Raw genomic sequence first — 23,083 nt, 5'->3', positions numbered from 1 at the left:
GGCTGCCGCCGGTGCTGCTTCCGGCGCGGGCGCGGCGGCAGCCGGAGCGGCGCCCGCGGGCGCGGCCATGGGCGCCGATGCCTCCGGAGCGGGCACGGCCGGTGCACTGGTCGCCGGGTCGACAGCCACGGGAACGACCGCGGGGGCGGCGACTCCGGTCGGTGCGTTCCCGGTGTTGGCGAGCGTCACCTCATCGGCTGCCGCGCCGATCTGAAATCCGGCGACCATGCCCACGAGCGCGAGCGCGCTCGCCGCCCCGGTGATGTTGCGTGCGTGATGGGCTGGCCGACGGCGCCTAGTCATCGTCATCCGCGTCGTCGCTCTCATCGTCGTCGCCCTCATCGTCGTCGCTCTCATCGTTCTGCGAGGAGTCGTTGTGCGAGGAGTCGAAGTCATCGTCGTCGTACGCTCCCGAGGCGCCCGAGCCCCCCGACGTGCCGGCCACGGGCGCGGTCGGCACCGAGGCGGGCGTCGGGCTCGAGTCGTCCCCGGCTAATTCTTCGGCTGTACCGGCCGCGGGCGCTGCGGTGCTCGAGCCGGCCGGTCCGGGTGTCAGCAGCGTCGAAGTCGCGCCGGGATCCGCAGCGGGTGCGGGCGTGGCAGACGGCGTAGCCGTCGGCGTGGATGCCGGTTCGAGCACGGTGGTGGCCTGTCCGACCAGCCCGACGGGCGCGCTCGTCAGTGCGTCTGAGTTGACGGCCATCGCCGCGCCGGCCGTTCCCAGCACCCCGATAACCGAGAGCACCATCATCGTTTTTGATTTCATGGTTCGAGACTACGAAATCGTCGGTAAGCATCGGCCCGGCGTACATCCAAGGTTTGGCCAAGAAATCGGCGCGGACCTGGTCGAGGCGGTCTGCCACCCGCCGGGACGCCAGACTAGGGTCATGCGAGTTCTAGTGATCGAGGATGACGCCGCCGTCGCGGACGGCCTCATCGACGGGCTGAGCTACGCCAACTTCGAGAGCCTGCGCGTCGCCACCGGAACGGCCGGGCTGGCCGCAGTGGATTCCTTTCGCCCCGACATCATTCTGCTCGACCTGGGCCTGCCCGATATGGACGGTGCCGACGTCTGCCGCGCCATCCGTTTAAAGGAACAGACCCCGATCATCGTCGTGAGCGCGCGGGACGACGAAATGGACCGGGTGATCGCCCTCGAAATCGGTGCCGACGACTACGTCGTGAAACCGTTCGGCATGCGCGAGCTCGTCGCCCGCATCCGCGCCGTGTCCCGCCGCACCGGCACCACCGAAGCGGATGCCCCGCCCACGACCGAGCGCCGCTTCGGCCCGCTCCTCATCGACACCAGAGCCCAGCGAGTGCTGCTCGGCAGCAACCCCGTGCACCTCACCGCAAAGGAATTCGACCTGCTCGTGTACCTCTCGGATGAACCCGGTGCCGCGCTGCGCCGGGCCGACATCCTGCACGATGTCTGGGACACCAACTGGTACGGCACCACCAAGACCCTCGACGCCCATATCGCGGCGATCCGCAAGAAACTCGGTGACCCCGGCTGGATCCAGTCGGTGCGTGGCGTCGGCTTTCGCTTCGAGCAGCCGGCCGAGCCTCGCGCATGAAATGGCGGCTGATGGCGGCGTTCATCGCGGTCACCCTGCTCATGTTGCTCGTGCAGGACGTGCCGCTGAGCAGGTACCTGCGCACGGTCGAGCGTGACCGCATCATCACGTCCCTGGAACGGGACGCGTTTGTGCTCGCTGGCCGCAGTGAGGAGGCGCTGGAATCGGCCATTGCCGACGATGACTCGGGCCTGGCCGCTCTCGCCCGCACCTACCGCGATTCGGGTGGCGCGCGGGTGGTCATCGTGAACACGGCCGGAACGGCGATCGCCACGAGCGACGATGACCAGTCCAGCATCGGCAATGACTACGCTTCCCGCCCGGAGATCACCGGCGCCCTCGGTGGTCAGATCATGTCCGGAAGTCGGTATTCCGACACCCTCCAGGTGCAGCTTCTGTACGTGACCGTTCCCGTGTTCAGCGGCGACGAAGTCTACGGCGCGGTGCGCCTGACCTATCCGGAACAGGTCGTCGACGACGCCGTCAACGACCAGATCCGCATGCTCGGAATCGTCGCCCTCACCACGGTGCTGCTCGCCGGCATCGTCGGCTACATCTTCTCGACCTCGGTCACGCGTCGGCTCAAGCTCTTGAAGGATGCCACCGAGCGCCTGTCGAGCGGCGATCTGAGCGCCCGGGCGGACGAGTCCAGCGGCGCCCCCGAACTGCGTTCCCTGTCCCGCTCGTTCAACATCATGGCCGAACGCCTCGACACCCTGCTGCAGGAGCAACGACGTTTCGCAGCGGATGCCTCGCACCAGCTGCGCACGCCCCTCACCGCCCTGCGCCTCAAGCTGGAACGCGCCGGAAGCCTGGTGTCCACCGACCCGGCGGGCGCTGCCGTTCGGTTGGCGGCCGCCGAAGCCGAAGCCGACCGCCTGGGCACGATCGTCGAGGGACTGCTGCTGCTCAGTCGCACCGAGGGCCGGTCGACGACGCTGGTGACCGTCGACCTCGCAGAGATTGCTCGTGAACGGGTGGAGCAGTGGCAGGCTCTCGCCCAGGAATCAGCCGTCACGATTCGCTATGACGGCCCGCTCACAGCGTCAATTTCGGCGGTCTCCACCGCCGCCGAACAGATTCTTGACAACTACGTCGACAACGCGCTGTCGGTCAGCCCGGGCAACACCACGATCATCGTGCGGGTCACCACGAAGGTCCCCGCCGCGCGGGTCGACCGCCCGGGTCGCCACCACGGCCCGGCGCTGCCGGTGACGGTGACCGTGCAACTCGAGGTGCTCGACGAAGGCCCCGGCCTGAACGTCGAGGACTGCTCCCGGGCGTTCGACCGGTTCTGGCGGGCACGCTCCGACAGCGCGGGGAGCGGCCTCGGCCTCGCCATCGTCGCGCAGCTGGCCAAGGCCAGCCGCGCCACGGTGGCCCTGGTGCCCCGTGGCACGGGCGGCCTCGCCGCCTCCGCCACGTTCACCGCCGCCCGTCCGGCCCGCGAGGGCGCTACCGAACGAGCGGAACCTCAAGGATTGCGGGACGGGTCGGGGCACCGGTGAGGGCGCGCTCGAGGTCACTGCGGGTGCCCGCCAGCTCGTAGTCCCATCCGTAGGCAGCGGCGAGCGCCTTGAGGTCGACGCTGCGCGGGGTGTAGAGCACCCGCTCCATCGCCTCGGGCGGCGCGGTCGCCGCGACCTCGAGGCCGTCGAAGATGCTACCGCCACCATCGACGCCGACGATGACCTGAACCCGGGGTTGGGTCTCGCCGGGGGCGAGCAACAGCGACCCGACGTCGTGCAGAAAGGTGAGGTCGCCCAGCAGAACCCGGGTCACCCCGACCGAGCGAGGCTCCGGTTCGGCCTGGCTCGCGAGTGCCACACCGAGCGCCGTCGCAATGGTGCCGTCGATGCCGGCCAGTCCGCGGTTGGCCAGCACCGTGATCTTCTTACCTGGCACCCGCTTGTCGGCCTCGCGAATGAGCCGGGAGGCGCCGAGCACGAGCCGGTCGTGCGGCCATGATGCCCGCCACACCGCGTCCACGAGCAGCGCCCGGGTCAGCGGCGCGCGCAACACGGCGAGTTCGGCGCGGGTGATGCCGCGTTTGTCGATCGGCGCCCGGCCTTCGTCGGCCGTTGCCTCGGCCAGCGCCCGGCCGGTCATCACCCAGCGACCCAGCCACTCGCGGCCGGCCCGGGTACCTGCGGCCGCCGCGCACGCCGCATCAACTCCGATCGAGCGGGTGAAGGCGCGCGCGGCGTGGCCGGGGTTATACCATTCGAGTCCGGTCGGGGCGACGACGATGGTCTCGACTCCGTCGCGGGCGATGAGGGCCGGGATTTCCCGGCTGAGCGTGGGGTGGCCGAACACGATCACGCGTTCAACCTGCCCGCCGAGATCGACCGCAGCGAGTAGTTCCCGGTAGTGGACGATCAGGTTCGGTCCGAACCGGGCGCCGCTCGACACCTCAGCGAGCAACGGCCAGCCGCCGGCATGCGCCAGTTCTTCGGCCGCTGATCCAGCACCGTCTCCGGCCACGACGACCGTGCGCGGTCCCGGCGCGAGCAGCATCGCCGGTCCGTCGGTCGACCCGCCAGCAGCAACGCGGGCCACGGCCGTCACCGCTGGCAGTCCCGTCGGCAGCGCCGCCGACAGTGCTGACGACAGCGGCTCGCGAAAGGCCAGGTTCAGTTGCGCGGGGCCCGGAGCGGTGGTCGCAACGCCGGTGGAGGCATCCATTGCCTGCCGCGCGAGCGCCGCGGCGATACCGGCCTCATCGGGTTCACCGACCGGCGCCGGAACGTCGAGGCACAGCCGGGCGGCGACCCCGAACAGGCCGGCCTGCACCGTGGTCTGATTCGAGCGGATGCCGCGCAGCTCGGCCGGGCGGTCCGCCGTGAGCAGAATCATCGGCACCCCGGCGTGGTGTGCCTCGAGCACGGCCGGGTGCAGGTTGGCAACGGCGGTTCCCGAGGTCACCACGACGAGGGCGGGCAGGCCCGATTCGAGGGCGAGGCCGACGCTGAGAAAACCGGCGCTGCGTTCGTCGGTGCGCACATGCAAGCGAATGCTGCCGGCCCGCTCCAGCTCGGCCGCCACCAGGGCGAGGGCCTGCGACCGTGCTCCGGGGCAGAGCACCAGGTCACGCACGCCGAGGCGAACGAATTCGTTCAGGAGGGCGATGCTGAAATCGGTCGCCGGGCTCTTGCGGTTTGCCTTTACAGCGATCTTCTCAGGCATCCCGACGGCCAGGCTGCTCGCCCTCGCCCGGTTCGTTCTTCTTCTTCTTTTTCGGGTCGACACCAGCTGTATCGGCGGTGCCAGCGGCACCGCCCGTGTTCGGTGTCGGGTCGTTCTTGTCGAGATCGGCGAGGTCCTGCTCCATGCGACGAATGCGCTCCTGCTGGTCTTTCTCGTTGAACGGGCGATTCTCTCCCGTAGCGGTGGCAACACCGCCACCATTAAGCCCACGCAGAAAATCCAGGTCGTCATCGGGAGCGACCGATCGGAAGGATCGGGTGGTGGGAGTGGTGCGTCCGTGGCCGACGAGCAGCCAGAGCAGCGGCCCGATCAGCGGTACCAGCACGATGACGAAAATCCAGACCCAGCGCGGCAATCCGCGAATGCGCTTGCGGTCGAACACGGCACAGTCCACGAGGGTGTAGACCGTGAGAATGACCAGGGCCAGTCCTAGTCCGATCAAGAGCTTGGGCATGACTCGATTGTAAGCCGCTTGCCCGTGAGAGACATGTGCGGATGCCCAGCCGCGGCATTCTAAGCTGGATCCATGAAATTCGTGGCTCCCTGGCTGTACTACTCCGTTTTGCGCGTGCTCATGTTCGCCGTTCCCCTGGTGGTTCTGCTGTCCCTGGGATTCTGGCCCTGGGCTGCGGCCGTGATCGCCGCTCTGCTCGGATTGTGCCTGTCGTATCTGCTGCTGGGCAAGTCCCGCGAGAGTGTTGCCCGGGACCTCTACCGGGCGCGGCACCCCGACAAAGAGCCGGTGAACCCGGATTCCGAGATCGAGGATCTGGCTTTGAACACGCAGGAACAGACCGACTCAGAACGCGAAGGTAAGTCCCAGTAGCAGGCCGTAGGCGAGCGCCGCGAGGCTCGTCAGCTTCAGCGCGAGGATGAGCTCTTTCGCCGACGTCGCGGTGATCGTGATGAGGCAGGCCGGAAGCGCGAGGAGCAGCACGAAGAACGTGAAGATTCCCAGCGGATAGAACACGCTGAAGAACCCCGCGATCCCGAACGGCAGCAGCAGGAAGACGCAGAACACGACCCGGGAGGCCGTGCTGCCGATACGCACCGCGAGGGTGCGTTTGCCGGCGGCCTTGTCGGGAACGATGTCCCGCAGGTTGTTGACCATGAGCACCGCGCAGGCGATCAGTCCCATAGCCACGCCGCCGAGCACGCTCTCCGTCGTGAATTCACCGACCTGCACGTAGGTCGTGCCGGCGGTGGCCACCGGTCCGAAGAACACGAAGACGAACAGTTCGCCCAGTCCGAGGTAGCCGTAGGGCTTCTTGCCGCCGGTGTAGAACCACGCAGCGGCGAGGGCGACCACGCCGACGATCAGCAGCCACCAGTATTGGGTCAGCACAACGAGGGTCAGGCCGGCCACGGCAGCGAGGCCGAAGAAGACGAGGGCCACGCGCAGCACGGTGCGCGGGTTGGCGACACCGCCGCCGGTGAGTCTGGCCGGTCCGACGCGAAAGGCGTCGGTACCGCGAATTCCGTCGGAGTAGTCGTTGGCGTAGTTCACGCCGATCTGCAGCAGCAGGGCAACGGCGAGCGCGAGCAGCGCGCGCACCGGGTGGTAGACCCCGGGGCCGCTCGCGACGATGGCAGCACCGGTGCCGAGCAAGACCGGAGCAATGGCGAGCGGCAGGGTGCGCAGTCGCGCGCCGGAGATCCAGTCGGCGGCCGTAGCCGGCTTTCTCGCGGCCGGTCCCTTGCGCGGCGGGCCGTTCTTGAAGGCCGGATGGCCTGATTTGCCACTGGTCCTGCCGCCGGCATCAGCACCAGCCAGCTTCGCCGCGGGGTTCAATCGTTGTTGTTTGGGCCTGACCGGCCGAGCTCCTTGTGCCACGCCCCCATCGTACTGGCCAGCGCAGCAGCAGCCAGCGCGCGGCGATCGGGCTTGCCCGAAGCCAGCAGCACAATCTCCGGTACGCGCACGACGCGTGCCGGCCGTGCCGCTCGCCCCAGCACCGCCATAACGGATGCCGCCAACCCCCCGTCGATAGCTCCCCCGGCCACCACCACGACCGGCACCTGCCCCCAGGTCTCGTCGTCCGCGCCGACCACGACGGCCTGCTCGAACCCCGGATACGCGCGCACGATGCGTTCGACGGCATCGAGCGACACCTTCTCGCCGCCCGAGATGATTACGTTGTCGGCCCGGCCGAGCACCGTGACGCGGCCACTCTGCGGGTCGACCTCGCCGAGGTCCCCGGTGCGATACCAGCGCACACCGTGCTCCAGCGCAAAGCGGTCGGTGCTACGCGCTTCGTCGTTGAGGTAGCCCTCGGCGAGTACGGAACCCGACAGCTCGAGCTGCCCGTCGACGACGCGCACGAGGGTGTCCCCGATGGGAACACCGTTGTAGACGCAACCGCCGGCAGTCTCCGACGACCCGTAGGTGCGCACGACGCGCACGTCGAGTTCGGCCGCCCGCGCGATGAGGCCGGGCTGGATTATTTGCCCGCCGACCAGAATCGCGGTGAAGCGTCGCAGCACGGCCAACAGGGCCGGGTCATCTGCTGCGTCGAGCAGGCGAGCGAGCTGCACCGGAACGAGCGCGGTGTAGCGCAGCGGTTCGGTCATGGTCTCGGCCAGCCGCCGAAAATCCTGCGGGTCGAAGTGGCCAGGTGGCAGCACGAGCGGGGTGGTCTCGGCGGCAATGGACCGCACGAGCACCTGCACCCCGGCAATGTAGTGCACTGGCAGGGCGAGCAGCCACTGTCCGGCCCCGCCTAGAGCCACGGCCGAGGCCGCGGCCGCAGCCAGCAGGGCGTTGGTGGCGAGCATGACCCGCTTGGGCGTGCCGGTTGACCCCGAGGTCTCGATCACCACGGCGACGCGTTTCGGCACGTCCCTGAGGTGAGCTCTCGCGTCGGATTCGGGCGGGCCGGCACCGACCGGCACCGGCAGCACGGCCGGCCCGCTGCCGGCGAGCGCATCCCGCAAGACCGCGAGAAAGTCCAGCGGATGCTCCGGCGCGAGCACCCGAAGCGGCCTCACGAGTCCCCGCCCACGTTAGTACTGCCAGGGGTACGGCGACCAGTCGGGTTCGCGCTTCTCCAGAAAGGAGTCCCGCCCTTCAACGGCCTCGTCGGTGCCGTAGGCCAGACGGGTCGCCTCGCCGGCGAACACCTGCTGGCCAACCAGGCCGTCGTCCACGGCATTGAAAGCAAATTTGAGCATGCGAATGGCGGTGGGTGACTTGGTCAGAATTTCGCGGGCCCAGTCCAGCGCGACCGTCTCCAGCTCGGCGTGCGGCACGACCGCGTTGATCGCGCCCATCTCGAGGGCGCGCTGGGCGGAATACTCCCGCGCCAAGAAGAACACCTCGCGGGCAGCCTTCTGGCCGACCTGGCGGGCGAAGTAGGCGCTGCCGTAACCGGCGTCGAACGAGCCGACGTCGGCATCCGTTTGCTTAAACTTGCCGTGCTCGGCGCTCGCGATGCTCAGGTCGCAAACCACGTGCAGCGAGTGTCCGCCGCCGGCGGCCCAGCCGGGAATGACGGCGATGACCACCTTGGGCATGAAGCGGACGAGCCGCTGCACTTCCAGAATATGGAGGCGTCCCGCGCGTCCCCGGTCGATGCCGGCCGCCGTGTCGCCCTCGGAGTATTTATAGCCGTCGCGGCCGCGTATGCGCTGGTCGCCGCCGGAACAGAAGGCCCAGCCGCCGTCCCTGGCGCTCGGGCCGTTTCCGGTGAGCAGCACGACGCCGATCTTCGAGTTGGTGCGCGCGTCTTCCAGGGCCGCGAACAACTCGTCGACGGTACGGGGCCGAAAGGCGTTGCGCACCTCGGGCCGATCGAACGCGATGCGGGCGATGCGGCCGCTGAGATCGTGGTGGTAGGTGAGATCGGTGAGATTCTCGAAGCCCGCAGCGGCCCTCCACTGGCTCGCGTCGAAGATTTCGGATACCTGTTCGCTCATGCTGTCAGCCTACGCGGAGCCGGCGCGCGTTTCGCCTGTCTCAAACTCGTAATGTCCAGGGTTGAGAAGACGAAAAAACCTCAGGTACTGTGGACCGAGCAAGAAGTCAACCCCTTGCTATCCACCCCGTTCGGGGGTGTACTAATGACTCCGAAAGTACGGGGAGGTCGCCATGAATATCACACACGGCAGGAAGAGCAAATGTGGGGGCGCACAACCATGACGACCACCGTGCAGGAAACCCGCACCACCGCGGCACCACCCCGCCGCGCCGCCGCGCCGGGCAATTACAACGCCGCGTCAACGGATGCCTTCGGCGATTACCTGCGCCGCATCGGCAAGGGGAGCCTGCTCAACGCCGAGCAGGAAGTCGACCTGGCTCGCCGCATCGAGGTGGGACTTTTCGCTGAGGCGCGACTGCTGCAGGGCGAAGGCTCCGGCACCCGTGATTCGGCCGATGCGCGCGAGCTGGCCTGGCTGGTGCACGACGGGCGCCGCGCCAAGAACCAGTTCATCGAAGCCAACCTACGACTGGTCGTGAGCATCGCCAAGCACTATTCCGGGCGCGGAGTGCCGATCATGGACCTCGTGCAGGACGGCAATATGGGGCTGGTTCGCGCCGTCGAGAAGTACGACTTCATGACCGGCTACAAGTTCTCCACCTACGCCACCTGGTGGATTCGGCAGGCCATCCACCGCGGCATGGCCGACAAATCGCGCATGATCCGAATCCCGGTGCACACCGCCGAAAAGCTCAACAAGATCAAGCGCATCCGGCGCGACCTGACGAGCGTGCTCGACCGCGATCCCACAGCACGGGAGATCGGCGAAGCCGCCCAACTTCCCGTGCGGGATGTGCTGCGATTACTGCAGTACGACAACGAACCGATCTCCCTGCACACCCCCGTCGGCGACGGCGCCGGCGACATGGCCGAGCTCATCATCGACGACGACCTTCCGCAGCCCGACGAACATGCCACACTGACCCTGCGGGCAGCGGACATCCGCTATTTCCTCGACACCCTGCCGCCCCGGGAACGCTCCATTCTGCGGGCACGGTTCGGCCTCGACGGCAACGAGCCGTGTACCCTCGATCAGATCGCCCACATCGAAGGGGTCACCCGCGAGCGGGTGCGACAGATTGAGAAACGCGCGCTGGCACTGCTGCACGTACCACGGTTGGAGCACTACCTGCGGGACTGAACGCCGACCACATCGATTGCACGCGAGCAGGAGCGAGACATGGGAAAATTGACCTACGACTCGACCCTGACCGCGGACTTCGACGATCGCGTCCTGGCTCATATCCAGGTTGTCATCGGCGCCAAACTGCGTCGCGGAGAATCATTTTATTTCAGCTGGCGCGACGACCCGCGGGCCGGGGACGGGCGGAGCACGATCTGGCTGCACCCCGGCATTCCCATCGCCTACAAGTATTTCGGTAGTCGTTCGCCCACGCTGAACCGCGACTGGATCGAAGCACTCATGGCCACAGCCAACTCCTCGGGCGGATTGCAGATCGTTCCGGAACCCCGATCGCCGGCCGCACAATCCAACTCCGTGAGGGACGAACCATGAACCGCATCGACATCGTCTACGGCGGCAAGCCCTATTCGCTCGGCGGCCGTTCCCTTGAATCCATCCAGGTCGAGATCGACGGCGCCCTCGCCGCCGGTCTGCCTTTCTGGTTGCGGGTGAACAGCGGCGAGGGCCGCTTCGAAGACGCCTACCTTCTGATCGCCCCCGGCATTCCTGTGGCGATGGTCAACGTCAAACCGAATGGCGTCGACCACGACCACGACGGTGACGAGTTGTACGAATAGGATTAGGGCGAACAGGATCAGCGCGGCTCTGGCCGTCTACCCAGCCGGAGGCTGACACACTGGAACCATGATGACCTCACTGGATGCCACGGTCCCGCCCCTGGAAGAGCTTCTCGGTTCCGCGCACGTCGTCTCCCTGAAACTGTTCGACCGGTTTCGCGGGTTGGACAGCCGGGAAGCACTGCTGCTGGAGGGCCCGGAGGGCTGGACCGAGTTCTCGCCGTTCGTCGAGTACGACGATGCTGAGTCGGCGAGCTGGTTGCGGGCCGCCATCGACTTCGGTTGGCAGCCCACGCCGCACGCCCTGCGCACGAGTATTCCGGTCAACGCCACCGTGCCCGCCGTGCCGGCCGAGAAGGTCTCGGAGGTGCTCGCCCGTTTCCCCGGCTGCCGTACCGCCAAGGTGAAGGTGGCGAGCGGCGACCAGACCCTCGCCGACGATGTGGCCCGCGTGGCCGAGGTGCGCCGCGTGCTCGGCCCGGAAGGACGCATCCGGATCGATGCGAACGGCCTGTGGAACGTCGACGAAGCCGAACATGCCATTCACGCGTTGAGCGTTTTCGACCTCGAGTACGTCGAGCAGCCCTGCATGACCGTGCCCGAACTCGCCGAGATCCGCCACCGCACCGCCTACCTGAGTGTGCCGATCGCCGCCGACGAGAGCGTGCGCAAGAGCGGCGACCCGCTCGCCGTGGCCCGGGCCGGTGCCGCCGACATTCTCGTGATCAAGGCGCAGCCGCTCGGCGGCATCCGCGCCGCGTTGTCCATCATCGGCCAGACCGGGCTGCCGGTCGTGGTTTCCAGCGCCCTCGACACGTCGGTGGGGCTGTCGATGGGCGCCCACCTCGCGGCATCCGTTCCCGGCCTGTACTTCGACTGCGGCCTCGGCACGGCGTCGCTGCTCGCCGACGACGTGACGATTGAGCCGCTGCTGCCGGTCAACGGAGCCATCCCGGTGCGCCGGGTCGTTCCCGATGCCGCGCTGCTGGCGCAGCACGCGGCCAGCGCCGAGCGCCGCGACTGGTGGCTCTCCCGCCTCGCCCGCACGCACGCGCTGGTCACCGCCGAGTAGCGCCCGCTTGATTGCGAAGGCGGGTGAATGGTTGCCTCAGACCCGTCGAAGCAACCGTTCATCCGCTCTCGCGGTACTGCGCGTGGGTGGGGGCTACAGGCCGGAGTAGGCGTGCAGGCCCTTGAAGAAGACGTTGACGATGCCGAAGTTGAACATGACGGCGGCGAACCCGATGATCGCGAGCCAGGCCGAGCGTGATCCGCGCCAGCCGCGGGTGGCGCGGGCGTGGATGTAGCCGGCATAGATGACCCAGATGATGAAGGTCCACACCTCTTTGGTGTCCCAGCCCCAATAGCGGCCCCAGGCCTGTTCGGCCCAGATCGAGCCGGCCATGAGGGTGAACGTCCACAGGATGAAACCGATGATGTTGATGCGGTAGGCCAGGTTCTCCAGTGTCGCCGACGACGGCAGCGTGGCCAGGAAGCGCAAGCGCAAAGCGGATGCGACGGCCCCGCGCGGTGCGGCAGCGCCCTCGAGCACGTGGTTCTCCCGCCGGAACTGCAGCAGCTGCACGGTCGACAGCGCGAAGCCGAGCGCGAACATGCCGGTGGCCAGTGACGCCACGAAGACGTGGATGACCAGCCATGCAGACTGCAGTGCCGGCGGCAACGGGGCCACCTCCACGTAGAACTGCAGGGCGGCCACCCCGAGCAGTACGAGGACGAGGCCGGTGACGAAGGTTCCAAGAAAGCGTAGGTCAGACCGAATCAGCACGATCAGGAACACCGTCATGATGAGCAGGGTGCCCGTCATGGCGAACTCGTACATGTTCGCCCACGGCACCCGGTCGGCCGCGAAGCCGCGCATGATGGTGGCCGCGAGGTGCAGTGCCCAGGCCAGCACGGTCAGGGCGACTCCCACGCGCAGGCTGGACGACCGCCCGTAGGGCAGGGCCGCGTCGTTGTCCATGCGGGCGCTGATGCGGCTCAGTACGGGATGCTTCAGGGCCGGTCGCTCAACGACACGGGTGCTGCCAGCGGATGCTGCGGCGCCGGCGGGCGCAGCACCAGCCGCCGGAGCGGCATCCGCTTCGACCAGGTCGGCCGCCTCGATGGCATCGACGGCGCTCGAGCGGCGGGCCAGGTCGACCGCGAAGGCGATGAAGGCGAGGGCGTAGACGGCCATCGCCGAGTACAGCGCGTAGAGCGAGTACGAGTTGAGCAGTGCGGGGTCAGTCAGATTCACGATGTAAGCCTAGGTCATCTCTTGGGTGGCGATTCGGGGGTGGCTACGGCGGGTTGGTGGGTCTTCAACAGTTTGAGATGACGGTCGGCCACCGCCGTGACGGCGGCTTCGAGGGCCGGGTCGTCGCCGCGCGCGAGGCCGGCGTATTCGAGGTGCACGCTGCCGTCGGCCCTGGTGGTTGCCTTTACCCAGACCCGGCGACGCGGAACGAGCAGCCCGGTGAACAGGCCGAACAGAACGAGCGCAGAGAAGGAGATCAGCCAGATCTGCGTGGGGTCGTGGTGAATGTCGAAGCTTGCAAAGCGCGGAACCGACTGGGTGAAGTCGCCGGTGGCCGAGGCTGTCGGATTGGTGTCGACGAAGCTCACGGCGCCGAGGCCATTGGGCAGCTCGGCCGATGCGCCCGGCTTGAGCTCGATCGAGTCGACGCCGGTCGTGCCGCCGGTCTGCTGGGTCAGGTCGTCGGTGGTCAGTGCGTAGACGGAGGTCGGCACGCCATCGTCGAGTCCGAGATCACCCGTGTACACGTTAAGCGTGAGCAACGGGTATTCCAGATCGGGATAGCTGGAGAAATTGGCGCCGGTGTCCATCTTGTCCTGGGTGGGATAGAAGAAGCCGATCATGCCGAGCTGTTCGGCCAGGCCGTCGGGAACTTTCACGATGCCCAGCGACGTGAGGTTGGCATCCTGCGGCAGGAACGGCACCGAGTCGGAGAACACGACGGTGCCGTCGGGGGCGGTGACCGTGATGGTCGGCGCGTACCCGTTGCCGAGCAGGTAGATGTTCGTGCCATTCGTGCGCAGGGGTCCGTTCACCTTGACGACGCCGGGCTCGGACGTCTCACCCTTGGGGGTGACGGTCACGTCGGCGGTGAAGTCGATCGGCTGCCCGTAGGCCTGAAGATTCCGTTGTTCGTAGGAGACCGAGAAGTCATCCAGGCTCAGCGTGTACGGGTCAAGTGTGGTGTCGTCGAAGAACCGTCCAGGGTTGAAGGAGTCATAGGCGAGCAGCGTGTTCACGAAGGTCTGCCCTTCGACCAGCACGCGCTGGCCGGCGAAGCCGTAGCCGCCGCCAAAACCGACGGTGACGAGAACGCCCACGAGCGCAGCGTGAAAGACGAGGTTGCCGGTCTCCCGCAGGTAGCCACGCTCCGCCGAAACGGATGATTCGGTGTCGGAATCAAAGCGCGCGACGCGGTAGCCGCTGGATTTCAGCACGGTGCGGGCGTGCGTGATGGCCGTGGCGGCATCCGTTTGGGCTGGTGCGTCCCTGGTGGTGAAACCGGACAGGCGGGCGAGGCGCGCCGGTGTGGTCGGCGGTTTGGCGCGCAGGGCCTGAAAGTGGTGTTTGGTGCGCGGAATGACGCAGCCGATCAGCGAGATGAACAGCAGCAGGTAAATCGACGAGAACCAGGCCGAGGTGTAGACGTCGAAGGCCTGCAGTTTGTCGAGAATCGGCGCCAGGTCGGGGTGGTCACTGAAGTACTGGGTGACCCCGTTGGGATCGCTTGTGCGTTGCGGCACGAGCGAGCCCGGAATGGACGCGATGGCGAGCATGAGCAGCAGAAAGAGTGCGGTACGCATGCTCGTGAGCTGACGCCAGAACCAGCGCAGCCAGCCTGTGACGCCGAGTTTGGGCTGGACGACGCCGGCCTGCGGCGTTTGCGGGCGGGAATCGATGTGGTCAGATGGCCGGGACAAAGCTGCCAATCACCCCTTGCAAGTCGAGGAGCCAGGTGTTCCAGATGCCGGTCACCATGAGTACTCCGATGACGACGAGCAGTACGCCGCCGAACAGGTTGATGGCACGGATATGCCGTTTCAGGAATGCGACGGATCCGGTGGCCCAGTTGAGGCCGAGGGCGATCAGCAGGAACGGGATTCCGAGGCCGAGGGAGTAGAACAGCGCGAGCAGTCCGCCCTGCCAAGGCGAGCCCGTACCGAGGCTGAGCGAGTTGATGGCGGTGAGCGTGGGGCCGGTGCACGGGGTCCAGCCCACCGCGAACACCGCGCCGAGCACGGGAGCGCCGGCCAGGCCCATCTTGGGACGCCAGCTGGTCTTGATGGTGCGTTGCATCGCGCCGAACTGGCCGACGAAGACCAGGCCGAGCAGGATGACCACGATGCCGGCGACGCGCGTGATCAGGTCGCGGTAGGAGTTGAGCCAGAATCCGGCGGCTCCGAAGACGACGCCGGTGAGCACGAACACCACGGTGAAGCCGAGAATGAACAGGCCGACCCCGGCAAGGAGTCGGGTGCGGCCGCGCCGGTCCCGCTTGGAGGCGCCGGTGCGTCCGTCGGTGAAGCCGCCGATGTAGGCGAGATAGCCGGGTACGAGCGGCAGGATGCACGGGGAGGCGAAGGACACCAGGCCGGCGAGCAGGGCGATGGGGATCGCGAAGAGCAACTGGCCGCTGAAGACGATCTCACCGAAGGGATTGCTCACTCGGTGCTGGTCTCGGTGGAGCTCTCCGCGATCGTGTCGCGAATCAGGGTTTCCAGAATGGACGGCGAGGTGACCTGGCCGAGGATGCGCGCCGCGACCCGGCCCTCGGCGTCGAGCACGAGGGTGGTCGGCACCGCGTTCGGCGGGATGCTGCCGCTGAAGGCGAGCTGCATGGCGCCGGTGTCAACGTCGAGCACCGAGGGGTAGGTCACGCTGTAGGTCTCATTGAAGGCGATGGCGTTCGGAGCCTGGTCGCGCACGTTCACGCCCAGAAAACTCGCGCCCCCGTCCTCGAACTGCGCATTGATGCTTTGCAGATCGGATGCCTCGGCGCGGCACGGCGCGCAGCTCGCGTACCAGAAGTTGACGACGAGAACCTCACCGAGCGTGTCGGTGCTCGTCACGGTCTCGCCCGTCTCCGTCACCCCCGAGAACTCGATCGGCTCGCCGCGGTCGGCGAGGGCGATCTCGGTGACGCTGCCGTCGCCGGCGATGAAGCCCTTGCTCGAGCCTTCCCGGTACTGGTCGGCGAGCGGATCGGAGGAACAGCCGGCGAGCAGGAGGGCAGCCGCGGCCAGCGCAATGAGTGGTGTGAGACGGCGGTTCATACGGCACCCACATCGTTGCTCGGGTCGAGAAGAGCCAGTGCCGGGCTGGCGTAGGCGGTTTCGGCGAAGTGGTCGCCGTGCCAGGAGACGGTGGTGATGCTCGACAGATCGCAGCGGCGTTTGCGCGGATCGTGGGCCAGGCGTTCATGGGCCAGAGCGCGGTGCACCATCCAGATCGGCAGCTGGTGACTGACCAGCACAACGTCACCCTCGTCGACCGAGTTCCAGGCGTCATCGATCGCCGCGAGCATCCGGGAGGAGACGGCGCGGAACGGTTCGCCCCAACTCGGCCGCAACGGGTTGATCAAAGCCGGCCAGTTGCGGGGGTCGCGCAGGGCGCCGCCCTGGCCGCGCATCCGCTTGCCTTCGAACGCGTTCGTCGGTTCGATGATGCGTTCATCGGTATCGATCGGGAGCGCGAAAGTTGCGGCGATCGGCCCGGCCGATTCCTGCGCACGCTGCAACGGCGACGCGATGACGCGCACGACAGCGCGACCGCGCTCGACCAGTTCCTCGGCGGCGGCGGCGGCCATGAGCACGCCCCGCTCGGAGAGGCTGTAGTGCGGCAGCCGTCCGTAGAGCACGCGATCGGGGTTGAAAACCTCACCGTGACGCACGAGATGCACTTGACTGGCTACCACCCGACCAGTCTACGGAGGGCCCAGCCTAGAAACCGCCGTGAGAGCTGCCCGTGACCGACTCTGGACGGCTCCGGCTAAACTCGAACAGTGACTTCGCGCGTATTGATCAAGAACCTGTCCGCTCTCGATGACGGCACCGTTTCGGTATCGGGTTGGGTCGACACGGTGCGCGACCAGAAAAAGGTGCAATTCGTCGTTTTGCGCGACGAATCCGGCGCCGTACAGCTGGTCAATCCCCGCACCACGGATGCCGACGGCCAGGTAGTCGCCGACGAGCCGGCCACGAGCATCTCTGGCCTCGCCCAGGGCACCTTCGTGACCGTCACCGGGCAGCTCAAGCACGACGAGCGCGTGAAACTCGGAGGCATCGAGATCAAACTGGCTACCCTCACCGTGGTGTCCGCCGCGATCCCCGAGACGCCGATCGCGGCCGACTCGAGCCTCGACAAGCGCATGGACTGGCGTTTCCTCGACCTGCGCAACCCGAAGCAGAACCTCATCTTCCGCATCCAGACCACGTTCGAGCACGCACTGCGCACGTACTGGATCGAGCACGATTTCATCGAGCTGCACACCCCCAAGCTGATGGCCAGTGCGAGCGAGTCGCGCGCCGAACTGTTCGAGGTCGGCTACTTCGACACCAAGGCGTATCTCGCGCAGAGCCCGCAGTTCTTCAAGCAGATGGCGCAGTCGGCCGGGTTCGGCAAGATCTTCGAGGTGGGCCCGGCGTTCCGTGCCGACCCCTCGTTCACGAGCCGGCACGCCACCGAGTTCACGAGCGTCGACTCCGAGATCAGCTGGATCAACAGCCACGACGACGTCATGGCGCTGCACGAAGACCTCATGGTCGCCGGGTTCACGGCCGTCAAGGCGAAGCACGGCGACGAGGTCAAGGCCCTGTTCGACGTGGAGGTGACCGTTCCGAGCACGCCGTTCCCGCGCATCCCGCTCGCCGAGGCCAAGGAGATCGTCAAGAGCCGCGGCTACGAGGTTCCCCGCGACGACGACGACATGGACCCGGAAGGCGAGCGTCAGATCGCCGCCTACGTGGCCGAGAAGTACGGACACGAATTCGTATTCCTCACCGACTACGCCTCGAGCATCCGCCCGTTTTATCACATGCGTCACGAGGGCGACGCATCGATCACCAAGAGCTATGACCTCATCTTCAACGGCACCGAGATCTCCACCGGCGCCCAGCGCGAGCACCGCATCGAGGTGCTCGCGGCGCAAGCGATCGAGAAGGGTCTCGACCCGAAGGAGATCGAGGGCTACCTAGACTTCTTCCGCTACGGCGTGCCCTCGCACGGCGGTTTCGGCATGGGCCTGGCCCGCGTGCTGATGCTCATGCTGCACCAGGCCTCGATTCGCGAGGTCACCTACCTGTTCCGCGGCCCGACGCGCCTCGAGCCGTAGCTCCCGCCGGTCGAGGCGCAAGCAACTCGCCGATCGAGGCGCGAGCAACCCGCCGGTCGAGGCGCGAGCAACCCGCCGGTCGAGGCGCGAGGTACGAGCGATCGAGACCAGGTGACCCGGGTCTCGATCGCTCCTCGGCCAGCGGATTCGAGACGTCGCGCCTCGACCAGCGAAGAGGCTAGACCTCGAGATCGACGGCCAGGCGGTCGGCGACGACGGTGCGGATGAACGCGCCAACCTTTTTGTGCTCTGGATGCTTCTGGTAGCGATCGAGCGCCTCGAGGTCGTCGAAGTCGGCGATCAGCGCGACGTCCCAGTTTTCGTCACCGGCGACATCCGGTCCCACGGTCAATGCCCGAATTTCGGGCACAACGCCCACGAGAGCCTCGAGGCCGGCCACGATGCCCGCGGCGTCGTCTGCCTTTCTGCGCGGGGTGAGGGCGTTGAGCTTCCAGCAGACGATGTGGCGAATGGTCATGAGACCTCCAGTAGGGCGGCGCGCAGGCGCACGGGGTCGATGCGCCAGTAATTGTGCACCTTGCCGTTGATGAGGAGCACGGGAATGTCCTCGAGATAGCGTTCGTGCAGTTCGGCGTCATCGAGGATGGAACGTTCCTCGAAGGTGATCGTGGGCGCAGCCACGTCGTCGGCGAGCTTGGTGACGACGCTGCTGACCAGGTCACGAGCGTCGTCGCAGAGGTGACAACCGGGCTTGCCGATCAGGGTCAGGTGTGCGGTAGCCATTGTTCCACCCTACGACCTCCGGTCCGGGTGCCCGGCCGCAGGCAAGCAAAAAGCGCCAGTCCCGAAGGGCTAGCGCTTTGCTCAACGAGCAGCTAAATGACTACGCAGTCGATCTACTTCTTATTACGACGCTGGTGGCGAGTCTTGCGAAGCAGCTTGCGGTGCTTCTTCTTCGCCATACGCTTGCGTCGCTTCTTAATTACAGAACCCACACGGACCTCACAAGTATTGGTTTAGTCGCGGGGCCCGCGACTGACACGAAAACACCATTCTATCGGACAAAACCGCCTGCAACTACTCAGTCGCCGGATCGGACCTGATCTAACCGTTTCTGCGCCACTTTTTCGCGGTGGCATCCTTGACGACGTGCGACATCTGTGAGGCGTCGGCGAACGCCTTGCCGATGGCCGAGGCGAACGCGCGCTGCTCGTCTTTCAGACCCGCATCGGTCTCCGACTCGGCGCCCTTGACGGCCTGGTCGAAGTCCACGCTGAGGAATGGAATCAACCAATCCTCGATCTCTTCGAGGGGCGCATACTCGAGCCGGTAGAAGCGGTGCTGTCCGTCTTCGCGCACGGTGACCAGGCCGGCTTCGCGCAGCACCTTGAGGTGCTTGGAGACGGTGGGCTGGCTCAGCCCGAGGTGGCCGACGATGTCGGACACGCTGAGTTCGCCGCGCACCTCCCCCGAGGGTATGTAACGCTCCAAGAGGATGCGCAGGATGTCCCGTCGCGCCGAGTCCGCGACCACGGTGAAGATGTCTGCCATAACCTCAGGGTAGTCATTACTGCTGGTTAATAACCATCGCCGGGTAGTACCATGTCAAACTGGCGATGGTCGCAGGTCAATCGGGGGTTCCAGGTGTTGTCGAGAACCGGGACTGGTCCGTACTTTCCCCGCCCCCAGACAATTCTGGCACGCATGCGAGACAGTGTGGACACTCTCGCGCACAAGTCGCCGTCGCGCTTTGCAATTCTCGTGTTCACCGCCCTCATTATGGTGTTCACCGTGTTGTTCTCCCTGCCGATCGCCTCAGCGGACCGCACGATCACACCACTGCACGACGCGGTGTTCACTGCCGTATCGGTCATCTGCGTGACCGGTTTGGCCACCGTCGACATGGCGACGCACTGGTCTGGGTTCGGCAACATTCTCGTCTTCGTCGGCGTCAATATCGGCGGTATCGGCGTATTGACCTTGGCGTCCCTGATGGGTCTGGTCATCGCCCGGCGACTGGGCCTGCGCGCCAAGCTCATGGCGGCGAGCGACTCCAACCCCTCGCGCATTCATGCCGGCCCGGTCAACGAGGGCCAGACGGTGCGCCTCGGCGAGGTCGGCAGCCTGTTGCTCACCGTGGCGATCAGCGCCCTGGTCATCGAAGTGGGCGTCGCAGCCCTACTCTTTCCCCGAATGCTGGTCGAGGGCGTCGCGATCGGCGAAGCTCTCTGGCACAGTTTTTACTACGCCGCGATGGCCTTCACCAATACCGGCTTCAGCCCGAACATCGGCGGCCTCGACCCGTACGCCGGCGACTACTGGTTTCTCGGTGCTCTGATGATCGGTGTCTTTCTGGGCAGCCTGGGCTTTCCAGTGATCCTCGCCTTTGCCCGCGGCTGGCGCTCACCCCGCCGCTGGTCAGTGCACGTGAAACTGACCCTGGTCACAACCATCGCGCTGATGATCCTGGGCATGATCTTTTACATCATTCTCGAGTTCGACAACCCCAAGACTTTCGGGTCACTCAATGCCGGTGACACCATCTTTCAATCCTTGTTCATGTCGGTGATGACCCGCTCCGGTGGTTTCGCCACGATTGATATCAGTCAGTTGAACGGGTCGAGCCTGCTGCTCAGCGACATGCTCATGTTCATCGGTGGCGGGTCGGCGTCGACCGCGGGCGGTATCAAGGTCACGACCCTGGCCATCCTCTTTCTTGCCGCCTTTGCCGAAGCACGGGGCAAGCAGGAGATGGAGGCCTTCGGCCGCCGTATTCCGAGCGATATCCTGCGCCTGTCGGTCAGCGTGGTGCTGTGGGGCGCCACCACCGTAGCCGTCGCGAGCATCCTCATTCTGCACATTTCGAAACAACCGTTCGATGTGGTGCTGTTCGACGTGATCAGCGCGTTCGCGACCTGCGGCTTGTCGACCGGGCTCACCGGCGATCTGCCGCCGGAAGGTGTCTACGTCATGGCGGCAACGATGTTCATGGGCCGGGTTGGTACAGTGACTCTCGCGGCAGCACTGGCCGCGAGCCACAGCAGGCAGCTGTTCAAACGCCCGGAAGAGAGACCCATCGTTGGTTGATCGCATCAAACACGACGCCCCCGTGCTCATCATCGGGCTCGGACGGTTCGGCGCGGCCACTGCCGGCCAGCTCGACCGACTGGGCCGTGAGGTACTCGTCGTCGACACCAGCGAGGCGCTCGTTTCGAAGTGGGCTGAGCGGGTGACGCACGCCGTTCAAGCGGATGGCCGTTCGCTCGAGGCCCTGCAGCAGATCGGCGCGCAGGACTTCTCGATTGCCGTCTGCGCCGTGGGCTCGTCGGTGGAAGCGAGCGTGCTGATCGTCGCGAACCTCGTAGACCTGAAGATCCAGCAGATCTGGGCCAAGGCGATCTCGAAGTCGCACGGCAAGATTCTCGAACGTATCGGCGCGAACCACGTCATCTACCCCGAGGCGGAAGCCGGTGAACGCGTCGCCCATCTGGTGTCGGGCCGCATGCTCGACTTCATCGAGTTCGACGATGACTTCGCCCTCGTGAAGATGTACCCGCCGAAGGCCATTCGCGGACTCAACCTCGTCGATTCCGCGGTACGCCGCAAGTACAACGTGACCGTCGTCGGCGTCAAGAGCCCCGGAAAGCCTTTCACCTACGCGACGGCGGAGACCGTCGTCTCCAACCATGACCTCATCATCGTGTCGGGTGCCGAGGCCGATATCGAACGGTTCGCAGCTCTCGGTTCGTAGTACTCCCCCTATTCGGGGGATTCGACCGGCTATTCTCCTACTACGGACATTTCTCAGGCAGTTCACCCGTGGCTGCGCGCTGACGACGTGTGCGTGGACGGAAAGGCTTTCCCATGTCACCCGACGTACCCGCTCTCACCACCACCACGGCCGACATCGTCGCCGCAGTTCAGACCGATACGACGGGCGAGGTGACCATTGACGGTTCCCGACGGCGCGTCACCGGCACCGATGAAGCCGGGGTTCGCGAGGAGATCATCGGCCTCGTGGTCGAAACCGCTCGCAGTCGCGGGCAATCCGTTCTGTTGCGGGTCAGCGACGAGCAAGGCGATTGGCCGCTGACCGTGCACCCTAACGGGCGAGTCGAGTCTGCCGGGCCGGTGGTGCTCGCGAATCGCCCGACGGCGAGCACCCTTCCCCTCCCGGTTGCGCCGCCGAGCGACCCACCGACACCCGCGGCCACGCTGGCGCAGCCCCCCGTCGCTGCGCCGGCGAGCGTCCTGTTCGAATCCCTACTGGCACCCACAACGGATGCCGCACCCGTCGCACCGAACCTGGCCGACTTTCTCAGCTCGCGGCCACCGGCGCCCGCCGGACCGGCCGAGCAGGGCTGGCAGGGCGTGCTCCGCCGCCTCAGCGGCGGCCTGGTCTCACCGACACCGAGTTCCACCGAACGCGAGCAGCGCAGCGCCATCGCGGCCGTGCAGCGCAGCCTGAACGGCCCGCGCACGATCGTGGTACTCAATCCCAAGGGGGGAGCGCACAAGACGACGGCGACGCTGCTCATCGCGGCCACGTTCGGCATCTACCGCGGCGGCTACACCCTCGCCTGGGACAACAATGAGACCATGGGCACCCTGGGCGTGCGCGCCCAGGCGGCGCGGCATACCAATACGGCCGTGGATCTGTTGCGCGACCTCGACCGGTTCGGTGATGCCCGCTCCCGGGTGGGCGACCTCGACAATTATGTGCGCTCACAGGGCGATGCCCAGTTCGACGCGCTCGCCTCCGACCTTGATCCAGCGGGCGCCGCGAGCATCGACGACGACGCCTTCCGCAAACTCCACACGACGCTGAGCCGTTTCTACCGGGTGCTCGTCATCGACACCGGCAACAACATGCGGGCCAGCAACTGGGAAGCGGCCGTCGACACCGCCGACCAACTCGTGATCGTGTCGACCATCCGCGAAGACACCGGCTACGGTGCGGCGTCGCTGATCGACGGCCTGCGGCAGAAGGGTCACGCCGACAAGGTCGCCCAGGCGGTGACCGTGCTCGCGTCGCCGTCGAAAACCGCCGACGAACAGCTGTCCAAGCGCCTGCACGACCACTTTCGCCAGCTCACCCGCACGGTCGTCGACGTTCCCTACGACGCTTCGCTGGTCGGAGGCGGTCCGCTCAACGTCGATGCCCTGGCGCCGCGCACCCGCGCGGCGTGGCTGCAGGCGACGGCAGCCATCGCCGAAGGGCTGTAGGCCCGCT

Annotated in this window: 26 protein-coding genes and 1 pseudogene; 11 read left to right on the top strand and 16 right to left on the bottom strand. The window is 66.5% G+C overall.

Translation table 11 applies throughout. The features are described 5' to 3' along the window. Both E3O06_RS17710 and E3O06_RS17335 read right to left on the bottom strand, forming a co-directional pair. Positions 1-303 (bottom strand): annotated as a pseudogene (locus E3O06_RS17710) (hypothetical protein); the annotation flags it as partial. Then, a complete protein-coding gene (locus tag E3O06_RS17335; RefSeq protein WP_134504802.1) occupies positions 296-766 on the bottom strand; it encodes a hypothetical protein in 471 nt (156 codons plus the stop codon). The pseudogene E3O06_RS17710 and the gene E3O06_RS17335, both read right to left, overlap by 8 nt. 121 nt (positions 767-887) lie before the next feature. On the opposite strand from E3O06_RS17335, the gene E3O06_RS17330 reads away from it, so the two are divergent. Next, positions 888-1,577 (top strand): response regulator transcription factor, encoded by a 690-nt coding sequence (locus tag E3O06_RS17330; protein ID WP_134504800.1) that lies wholly within the window; start codon positions 888-890, stop codon positions 1,575-1,577. Further along, positions 1,574-3,085: a sensor histidine kinase gene (locus tag E3O06_RS17325; RefSeq protein WP_134504798.1), complete on the top strand. Its 1,512-nt coding sequence runs from the start codon at positions 1,574-1,576 to the stop codon at positions 3,083-3,085. The genes E3O06_RS17330 and E3O06_RS17325 overlap by 4 nt, the downstream gene beginning before the upstream one ends. On the opposite strand, the gene menD is transcribed toward E3O06_RS17325, so the two are convergent. Together menD and E3O06_RS17315 are read right to left on the bottom strand one after the other, a co-directional pair. Then, positions 3,033-4,763 carry a 2-succinyl-5-enolpyruvyl-6-hydroxy-3-cyclohexene-1-carboxylic-acid synthase gene (gene menD, locus E3O06_RS17320; protein ID WP_134504796.1) on the bottom strand — a complete coding sequence of 577 codons (1,731 nt, stop codon included), beginning with the start codon at positions 4,761-4,763 and terminating at the stop codon, positions 3,033-3,035. The genes E3O06_RS17325 and menD overlap by 53 nt on opposite strands. Beyond that, the gene (locus tag E3O06_RS17315; protein ID WP_134504794.1) at positions 4,756-5,238 is read right to left on the bottom strand and encodes a PLD nuclease N-terminal domain-containing protein; all 483 of its coding nucleotides are present in this window, start codon (positions 5,236-5,238) and stop codon (positions 4,756-4,758) included. Before E3O06_RS17315 ends, menD begins: the two co-directional genes overlap by 8 nt. A gap of 72 nt (positions 5,239-5,310) precedes the next feature. Between E3O06_RS17315 and E3O06_RS17310 the strand changes: the two genes are divergently transcribed. Next, complete coding sequence (locus tag E3O06_RS17310; RefSeq protein WP_134504792.1) at positions 5,311-5,610, top strand: DUF4229 domain-containing protein; 300 nt, start codon at positions 5,311-5,313, stop codon at positions 5,608-5,610. Here the strand turns inward: E3O06_RS17310 and E3O06_RS17305 are convergent. Genes E3O06_RS17305 through E3O06_RS17295 form a run of 3 tightly spaced genes read right to left on the bottom strand, consistent with a single transcriptional unit; the run spans position 5,584 to position 8,699 of the window. After that, a complete protein-coding gene (locus tag E3O06_RS17305) occupies positions 5,584-6,576 on the bottom strand; it encodes a 1,4-dihydroxy-2-naphthoate polyprenyltransferase (RefSeq protein WP_420898898.1) in 993 nt (330 codons plus the stop codon). The two genes, E3O06_RS17310 and E3O06_RS17305, sit on opposite strands and share 27 nt — an antisense overlap. Then, positions 6,573-7,772 carry an AMP-binding protein gene (locus E3O06_RS17300; RefSeq protein WP_174843258.1) on the bottom strand — a complete coding sequence of 400 codons (1,200 nt, stop codon included), beginning with the start codon at positions 7,770-7,772 and terminating at the stop codon, positions 6,573-6,575. Before E3O06_RS17300 ends, E3O06_RS17305 begins: the two co-directional genes overlap by 4 nt. Positions 7,773-7,787: 15 nt before the next feature. Next, positions 7,788-8,699, bottom strand: coding sequence for a 1,4-dihydroxy-2-naphthoyl-CoA synthase (locus E3O06_RS17295; protein ID WP_134504790.1), 912 nt, complete (start codon positions 8,697-8,699; stop codon positions 7,788-7,790). A 219-nt stretch (positions 8,700-8,918) separates the two neighbouring features. On the opposite strand from E3O06_RS17295, the gene E3O06_RS17290 reads away from it, so the two are divergent. The 4 genes from E3O06_RS17290 (at position 8,919) to E3O06_RS17275 (ending at position 11,594) form a co-directional block, all read left to right on the top strand. Next, entirely contained in the window at positions 8,919-9,902 is a 984-nt protein-coding gene (locus E3O06_RS17290; RefSeq protein ID WP_166788251.1) for a sigma-70 family RNA polymerase sigma factor, read from the top strand. Positions 9,903-9,941: 39 nt separating this feature from the next. Next, positions 9,942-10,277, top strand: a complete 336-nt coding sequence (locus E3O06_RS17285) for a DUF7882 family protein (RefSeq protein WP_134504787.1) — start codon at positions 9,942-9,944, stop codon at positions 10,275-10,277. Beyond that, positions 10,274-10,522, top strand: a complete 249-nt coding sequence (locus E3O06_RS17280) for a hypothetical protein (protein WP_134504785.1) — start codon at positions 10,274-10,276, stop codon at positions 10,520-10,522. Before E3O06_RS17285 ends, E3O06_RS17280 begins: the two co-directional genes overlap by 4 nt. A 67-nt stretch (positions 10,523-10,589) precedes the next feature. Further along, on the top strand, positions 10,590-11,594 hold the full coding sequence (locus E3O06_RS17275; protein ID WP_241980373.1) for an o-succinylbenzoate synthase: 1,005 nt from the start codon (positions 10,590-10,592) through the stop codon (positions 11,592-11,594). 93 nt (positions 11,595-11,687) lie between these two features. On the opposite strand, the gene ccsB is transcribed toward E3O06_RS17275, so the two are convergent. The 5 genes from ccsB to E3O06_RS17250 form a co-directional block, all read right to left on the bottom strand. After that, positions 11,688-12,719: a c-type cytochrome biogenesis protein CcsB gene (gene ccsB / locus E3O06_RS17270; RefSeq protein WP_134504810.1), complete on the bottom strand. Its 1,032-nt coding sequence runs from the start codon at positions 12,717-12,719 to the stop codon at positions 11,688-11,690. A 74-nt stretch (positions 12,720-12,793) separates the two neighbouring features. After that, positions 12,794-14,479, bottom strand: coding sequence for a cytochrome c biogenesis protein ResB (gene resB, locus E3O06_RS17265; RefSeq protein ID WP_134504783.1), 1,686 nt, complete (start codon positions 14,477-14,479; stop codon positions 12,794-12,796). After that, positions 14,463-15,224, bottom strand: coding sequence for a cytochrome c biogenesis CcdA family protein (locus E3O06_RS17260; RefSeq protein ID WP_134504782.1), 762 nt, complete (start codon positions 15,222-15,224; stop codon positions 14,463-14,465). The genes resB and E3O06_RS17260 overlap by 17 nt, the downstream gene beginning before the upstream one ends. Then, positions 15,221-15,832 carry a TlpA family protein disulfide reductase gene (locus E3O06_RS17255; protein ID WP_134504780.1) on the bottom strand — a complete coding sequence of 204 codons (612 nt, stop codon included), beginning with the start codon at positions 15,830-15,832 and terminating at the stop codon, positions 15,221-15,223. The genes E3O06_RS17260 and E3O06_RS17255 overlap by 4 nt, the downstream gene beginning before the upstream one ends. Next, the gene (locus E3O06_RS17250) at positions 15,829-16,473 is read right to left on the bottom strand and encodes a histidine phosphatase family protein (RefSeq protein WP_134504778.1); all 645 of its coding nucleotides are present in this window, start codon (positions 16,471-16,473) and stop codon (positions 15,829-15,831) included. Before E3O06_RS17250 ends, E3O06_RS17255 begins: the two co-directional genes overlap by 4 nt. A gap of 87 nt (positions 16,474-16,560) precedes the next feature. On the opposite strand from E3O06_RS17250, the gene aspS reads away from it, so the two are divergent. Then, complete coding sequence (gene aspS, locus E3O06_RS17245; RefSeq protein ID WP_166788250.1) at positions 16,561-17,889, top strand: aspartate--tRNA(Asn) ligase; 1,329 nt, start codon at positions 16,561-16,563, stop codon at positions 17,887-17,889. Between the two features lie 178 nt (positions 17,890-18,067). On the opposite strand, the gene E3O06_RS17240 is transcribed toward aspS, so the two are convergent. From E3O06_RS17240 to E3O06_RS17225, 4 genes are all read right to left on the bottom strand, one after another. Then, positions 18,068-18,367 carry a Dabb family protein gene (locus E3O06_RS17240; protein WP_134504776.1) on the bottom strand — a complete coding sequence of 100 codons (300 nt, stop codon included), beginning with the start codon at positions 18,365-18,367 and terminating at the stop codon, positions 18,068-18,070. After that, entirely contained in the window at positions 18,364-18,633 is a 270-nt protein-coding gene (locus tag E3O06_RS17235; protein ID WP_134504774.1) for a glutaredoxin family protein, read from the bottom strand. Before E3O06_RS17235 ends, E3O06_RS17240 begins: the two co-directional genes overlap by 4 nt. Positions 18,634-18,746: 113 nt before the next feature. After that, the gene (locus E3O06_RS17230; RefSeq protein ID WP_003792170.1) at positions 18,747-18,845 is read right to left on the bottom strand and encodes a 30S ribosomal protein bS22; all 99 of its coding nucleotides are present in this window, start codon (positions 18,843-18,845) and stop codon (positions 18,747-18,749) included. A 109-nt stretch (positions 18,846-18,954) separates the two neighbouring features. Beyond that, complete coding sequence (locus tag E3O06_RS17225; protein ID WP_134504772.1) at positions 18,955-19,401, bottom strand: ArsR/SmtB family transcription factor; 447 nt, start codon at positions 19,399-19,401, stop codon at positions 18,955-18,957. Between the two features lie 153 nt (positions 19,402-19,554). On the opposite strand from E3O06_RS17225, the gene E3O06_RS17220 reads away from it, so the two are divergent. The 3 genes from E3O06_RS17220 to E3O06_RS17210 all read left to right on the top strand — a co-directional run bounded on the left by E3O06_RS17220 (position 19,555) and on the right by E3O06_RS17210 (position 23,076). Beyond that, a complete protein-coding gene (locus tag E3O06_RS17220) occupies positions 19,555-20,937 on the top strand; it encodes a TrkH family potassium uptake protein (protein WP_174843257.1) in 1,383 nt (460 codons plus the stop codon). After that, positions 20,930-21,601, top strand: coding sequence for a potassium channel family protein (locus E3O06_RS17215; RefSeq protein WP_134504768.1), 672 nt, complete (start codon positions 20,930-20,932; stop codon positions 21,599-21,601). Before E3O06_RS17220 ends, E3O06_RS17215 begins: the two co-directional genes overlap by 8 nt. 113 nt (positions 21,602-21,714) lie before the next feature. After that, positions 21,715-23,076 carry a MinD/ParA family ATP-binding protein gene (locus E3O06_RS17210; RefSeq protein ID WP_134504766.1) on the top strand — a complete coding sequence of 454 codons (1,362 nt, stop codon included), beginning with the start codon at positions 21,715-21,717 and terminating at the stop codon, positions 23,074-23,076. Positions 23,077-23,083: the final 7 nt, after the last annotated feature.

Source organism: Cryobacterium glaciale (genome assembly GCF_004402535.1).
In the GTDB taxonomy this organism is placed as follows: domain Bacteria; phylum Actinomycetota; class Actinomycetes; order Actinomycetales; family Microbacteriaceae; genus Cryobacterium; species Cryobacterium glaciale.
This window is presented reverse-complemented; position numbering and strand designations above follow the sequence as displayed.

What these genes read in the sequence shown, in the direction of transcription:
- E3O06_RS17335 (WP_134504802.1), bottom strand. Translation starts at nt 766, where the DNA reads ATGAAATCAAAAACGATGATGGTGCTCTCGGTTATCGGGGTGCTGGGA.
- E3O06_RS17330 (WP_134504800.1), top strand. Translation starts at nt 888, where the DNA reads ATGCGAGTTCTAGTGATCGAGGATGACGCCGCCGTCGCGGACGGCCTC.
- E3O06_RS17325 (WP_134504798.1), top strand. Translation starts at nt 1,574, where the DNA reads ATGAAATGGCGGCTGATGGCGGCGTTCATCGCGGTCACCCTGCTCATG.
- menD (WP_134504796.1), bottom strand. Translation starts at nt 4,763, where the DNA reads ATGCCTGAGAAGATCGCTGTAAAGGCAAACCGCAAGAGCCCGGCGACC.
- E3O06_RS17315 (WP_134504794.1), bottom strand. Translation starts at nt 5,238, where the DNA reads ATGCCCAAGCTCTTGATCGGACTAGGACTGGCCCTGGTCATTCTCACG.
- E3O06_RS17310 (WP_134504792.1), top strand. Translation starts at nt 5,311, where the DNA reads ATGAAATTCGTGGCTCCCTGGCTGTACTACTCCGTTTTGCGCGTGCTC.
- E3O06_RS17295 (WP_134504790.1), bottom strand. Translation starts at nt 8,699, where the DNA reads ATGAGCGAACAGGTATCCGAAATCTTCGACGCGAGCCAGTGGAGGGCC.
- E3O06_RS17290 (WP_166788251.1), top strand. Translation starts at nt 8,919, where the DNA reads ATGACGACCACCGTGCAGGAAACCCGCACCACCGCGGCACCACCCCGC.
- E3O06_RS17285 (WP_134504787.1), top strand. Translation starts at nt 9,942, where the DNA reads ATGGGAAAATTGACCTACGACTCGACCCTGACCGCGGACTTCGACGAT.
- E3O06_RS17280 (WP_134504785.1), top strand. Translation starts at nt 10,274, where the DNA reads ATGAACCGCATCGACATCGTCTACGGCGGCAAGCCCTATTCGCTCGGC.
- E3O06_RS17275 (WP_241980373.1), top strand. Translation starts at nt 10,590, where the DNA reads ATGATGACCTCACTGGATGCCACGGTCCCGCCCCTGGAAGAGCTTCTC.
- ccsB (WP_134504810.1), bottom strand. Translation starts at nt 12,719, where the DNA reads ATGGCCGTCTACGCCCTCGCCTTCATCGCCTTCGCGGTCGACCTGGCC.
- E3O06_RS17255 (WP_134504780.1), bottom strand. Translation starts at nt 15,832, where the DNA reads ATGAACCGCCGTCTCACACCACTCATTGCGCTGGCCGCGGCTGCCCTC.
- E3O06_RS17240 (WP_134504776.1), bottom strand. Translation starts at nt 18,367, where the DNA reads ATGACCATTCGCCACATCGTCTGCTGGAAGCTCAACGCCCTCACCCCG.
- E3O06_RS17235 (WP_134504774.1), bottom strand. Translation starts at nt 18,633, where the DNA reads ATGGCTACCGCACACCTGACCCTGATCGGCAAGCCCGGTTGTCACCTC.
- E3O06_RS17225 (WP_134504772.1), bottom strand. Translation starts at nt 19,401, where the DNA reads ATGGCAGACATCTTCACCGTGGTCGCGGACTCGGCGCGACGGGACATC.
- E3O06_RS17220 (WP_174843257.1), top strand. Translation starts at nt 19,555, where the DNA reads ATGCGAGACAGTGTGGACACTCTCGCGCACAAGTCGCCGTCGCGCTTT.
- E3O06_RS17210 (WP_134504766.1), top strand. Translation starts at nt 21,715, where the DNA reads ATGTCACCCGACGTACCCGCTCTCACCACCACCACGGCCGACATCGTC.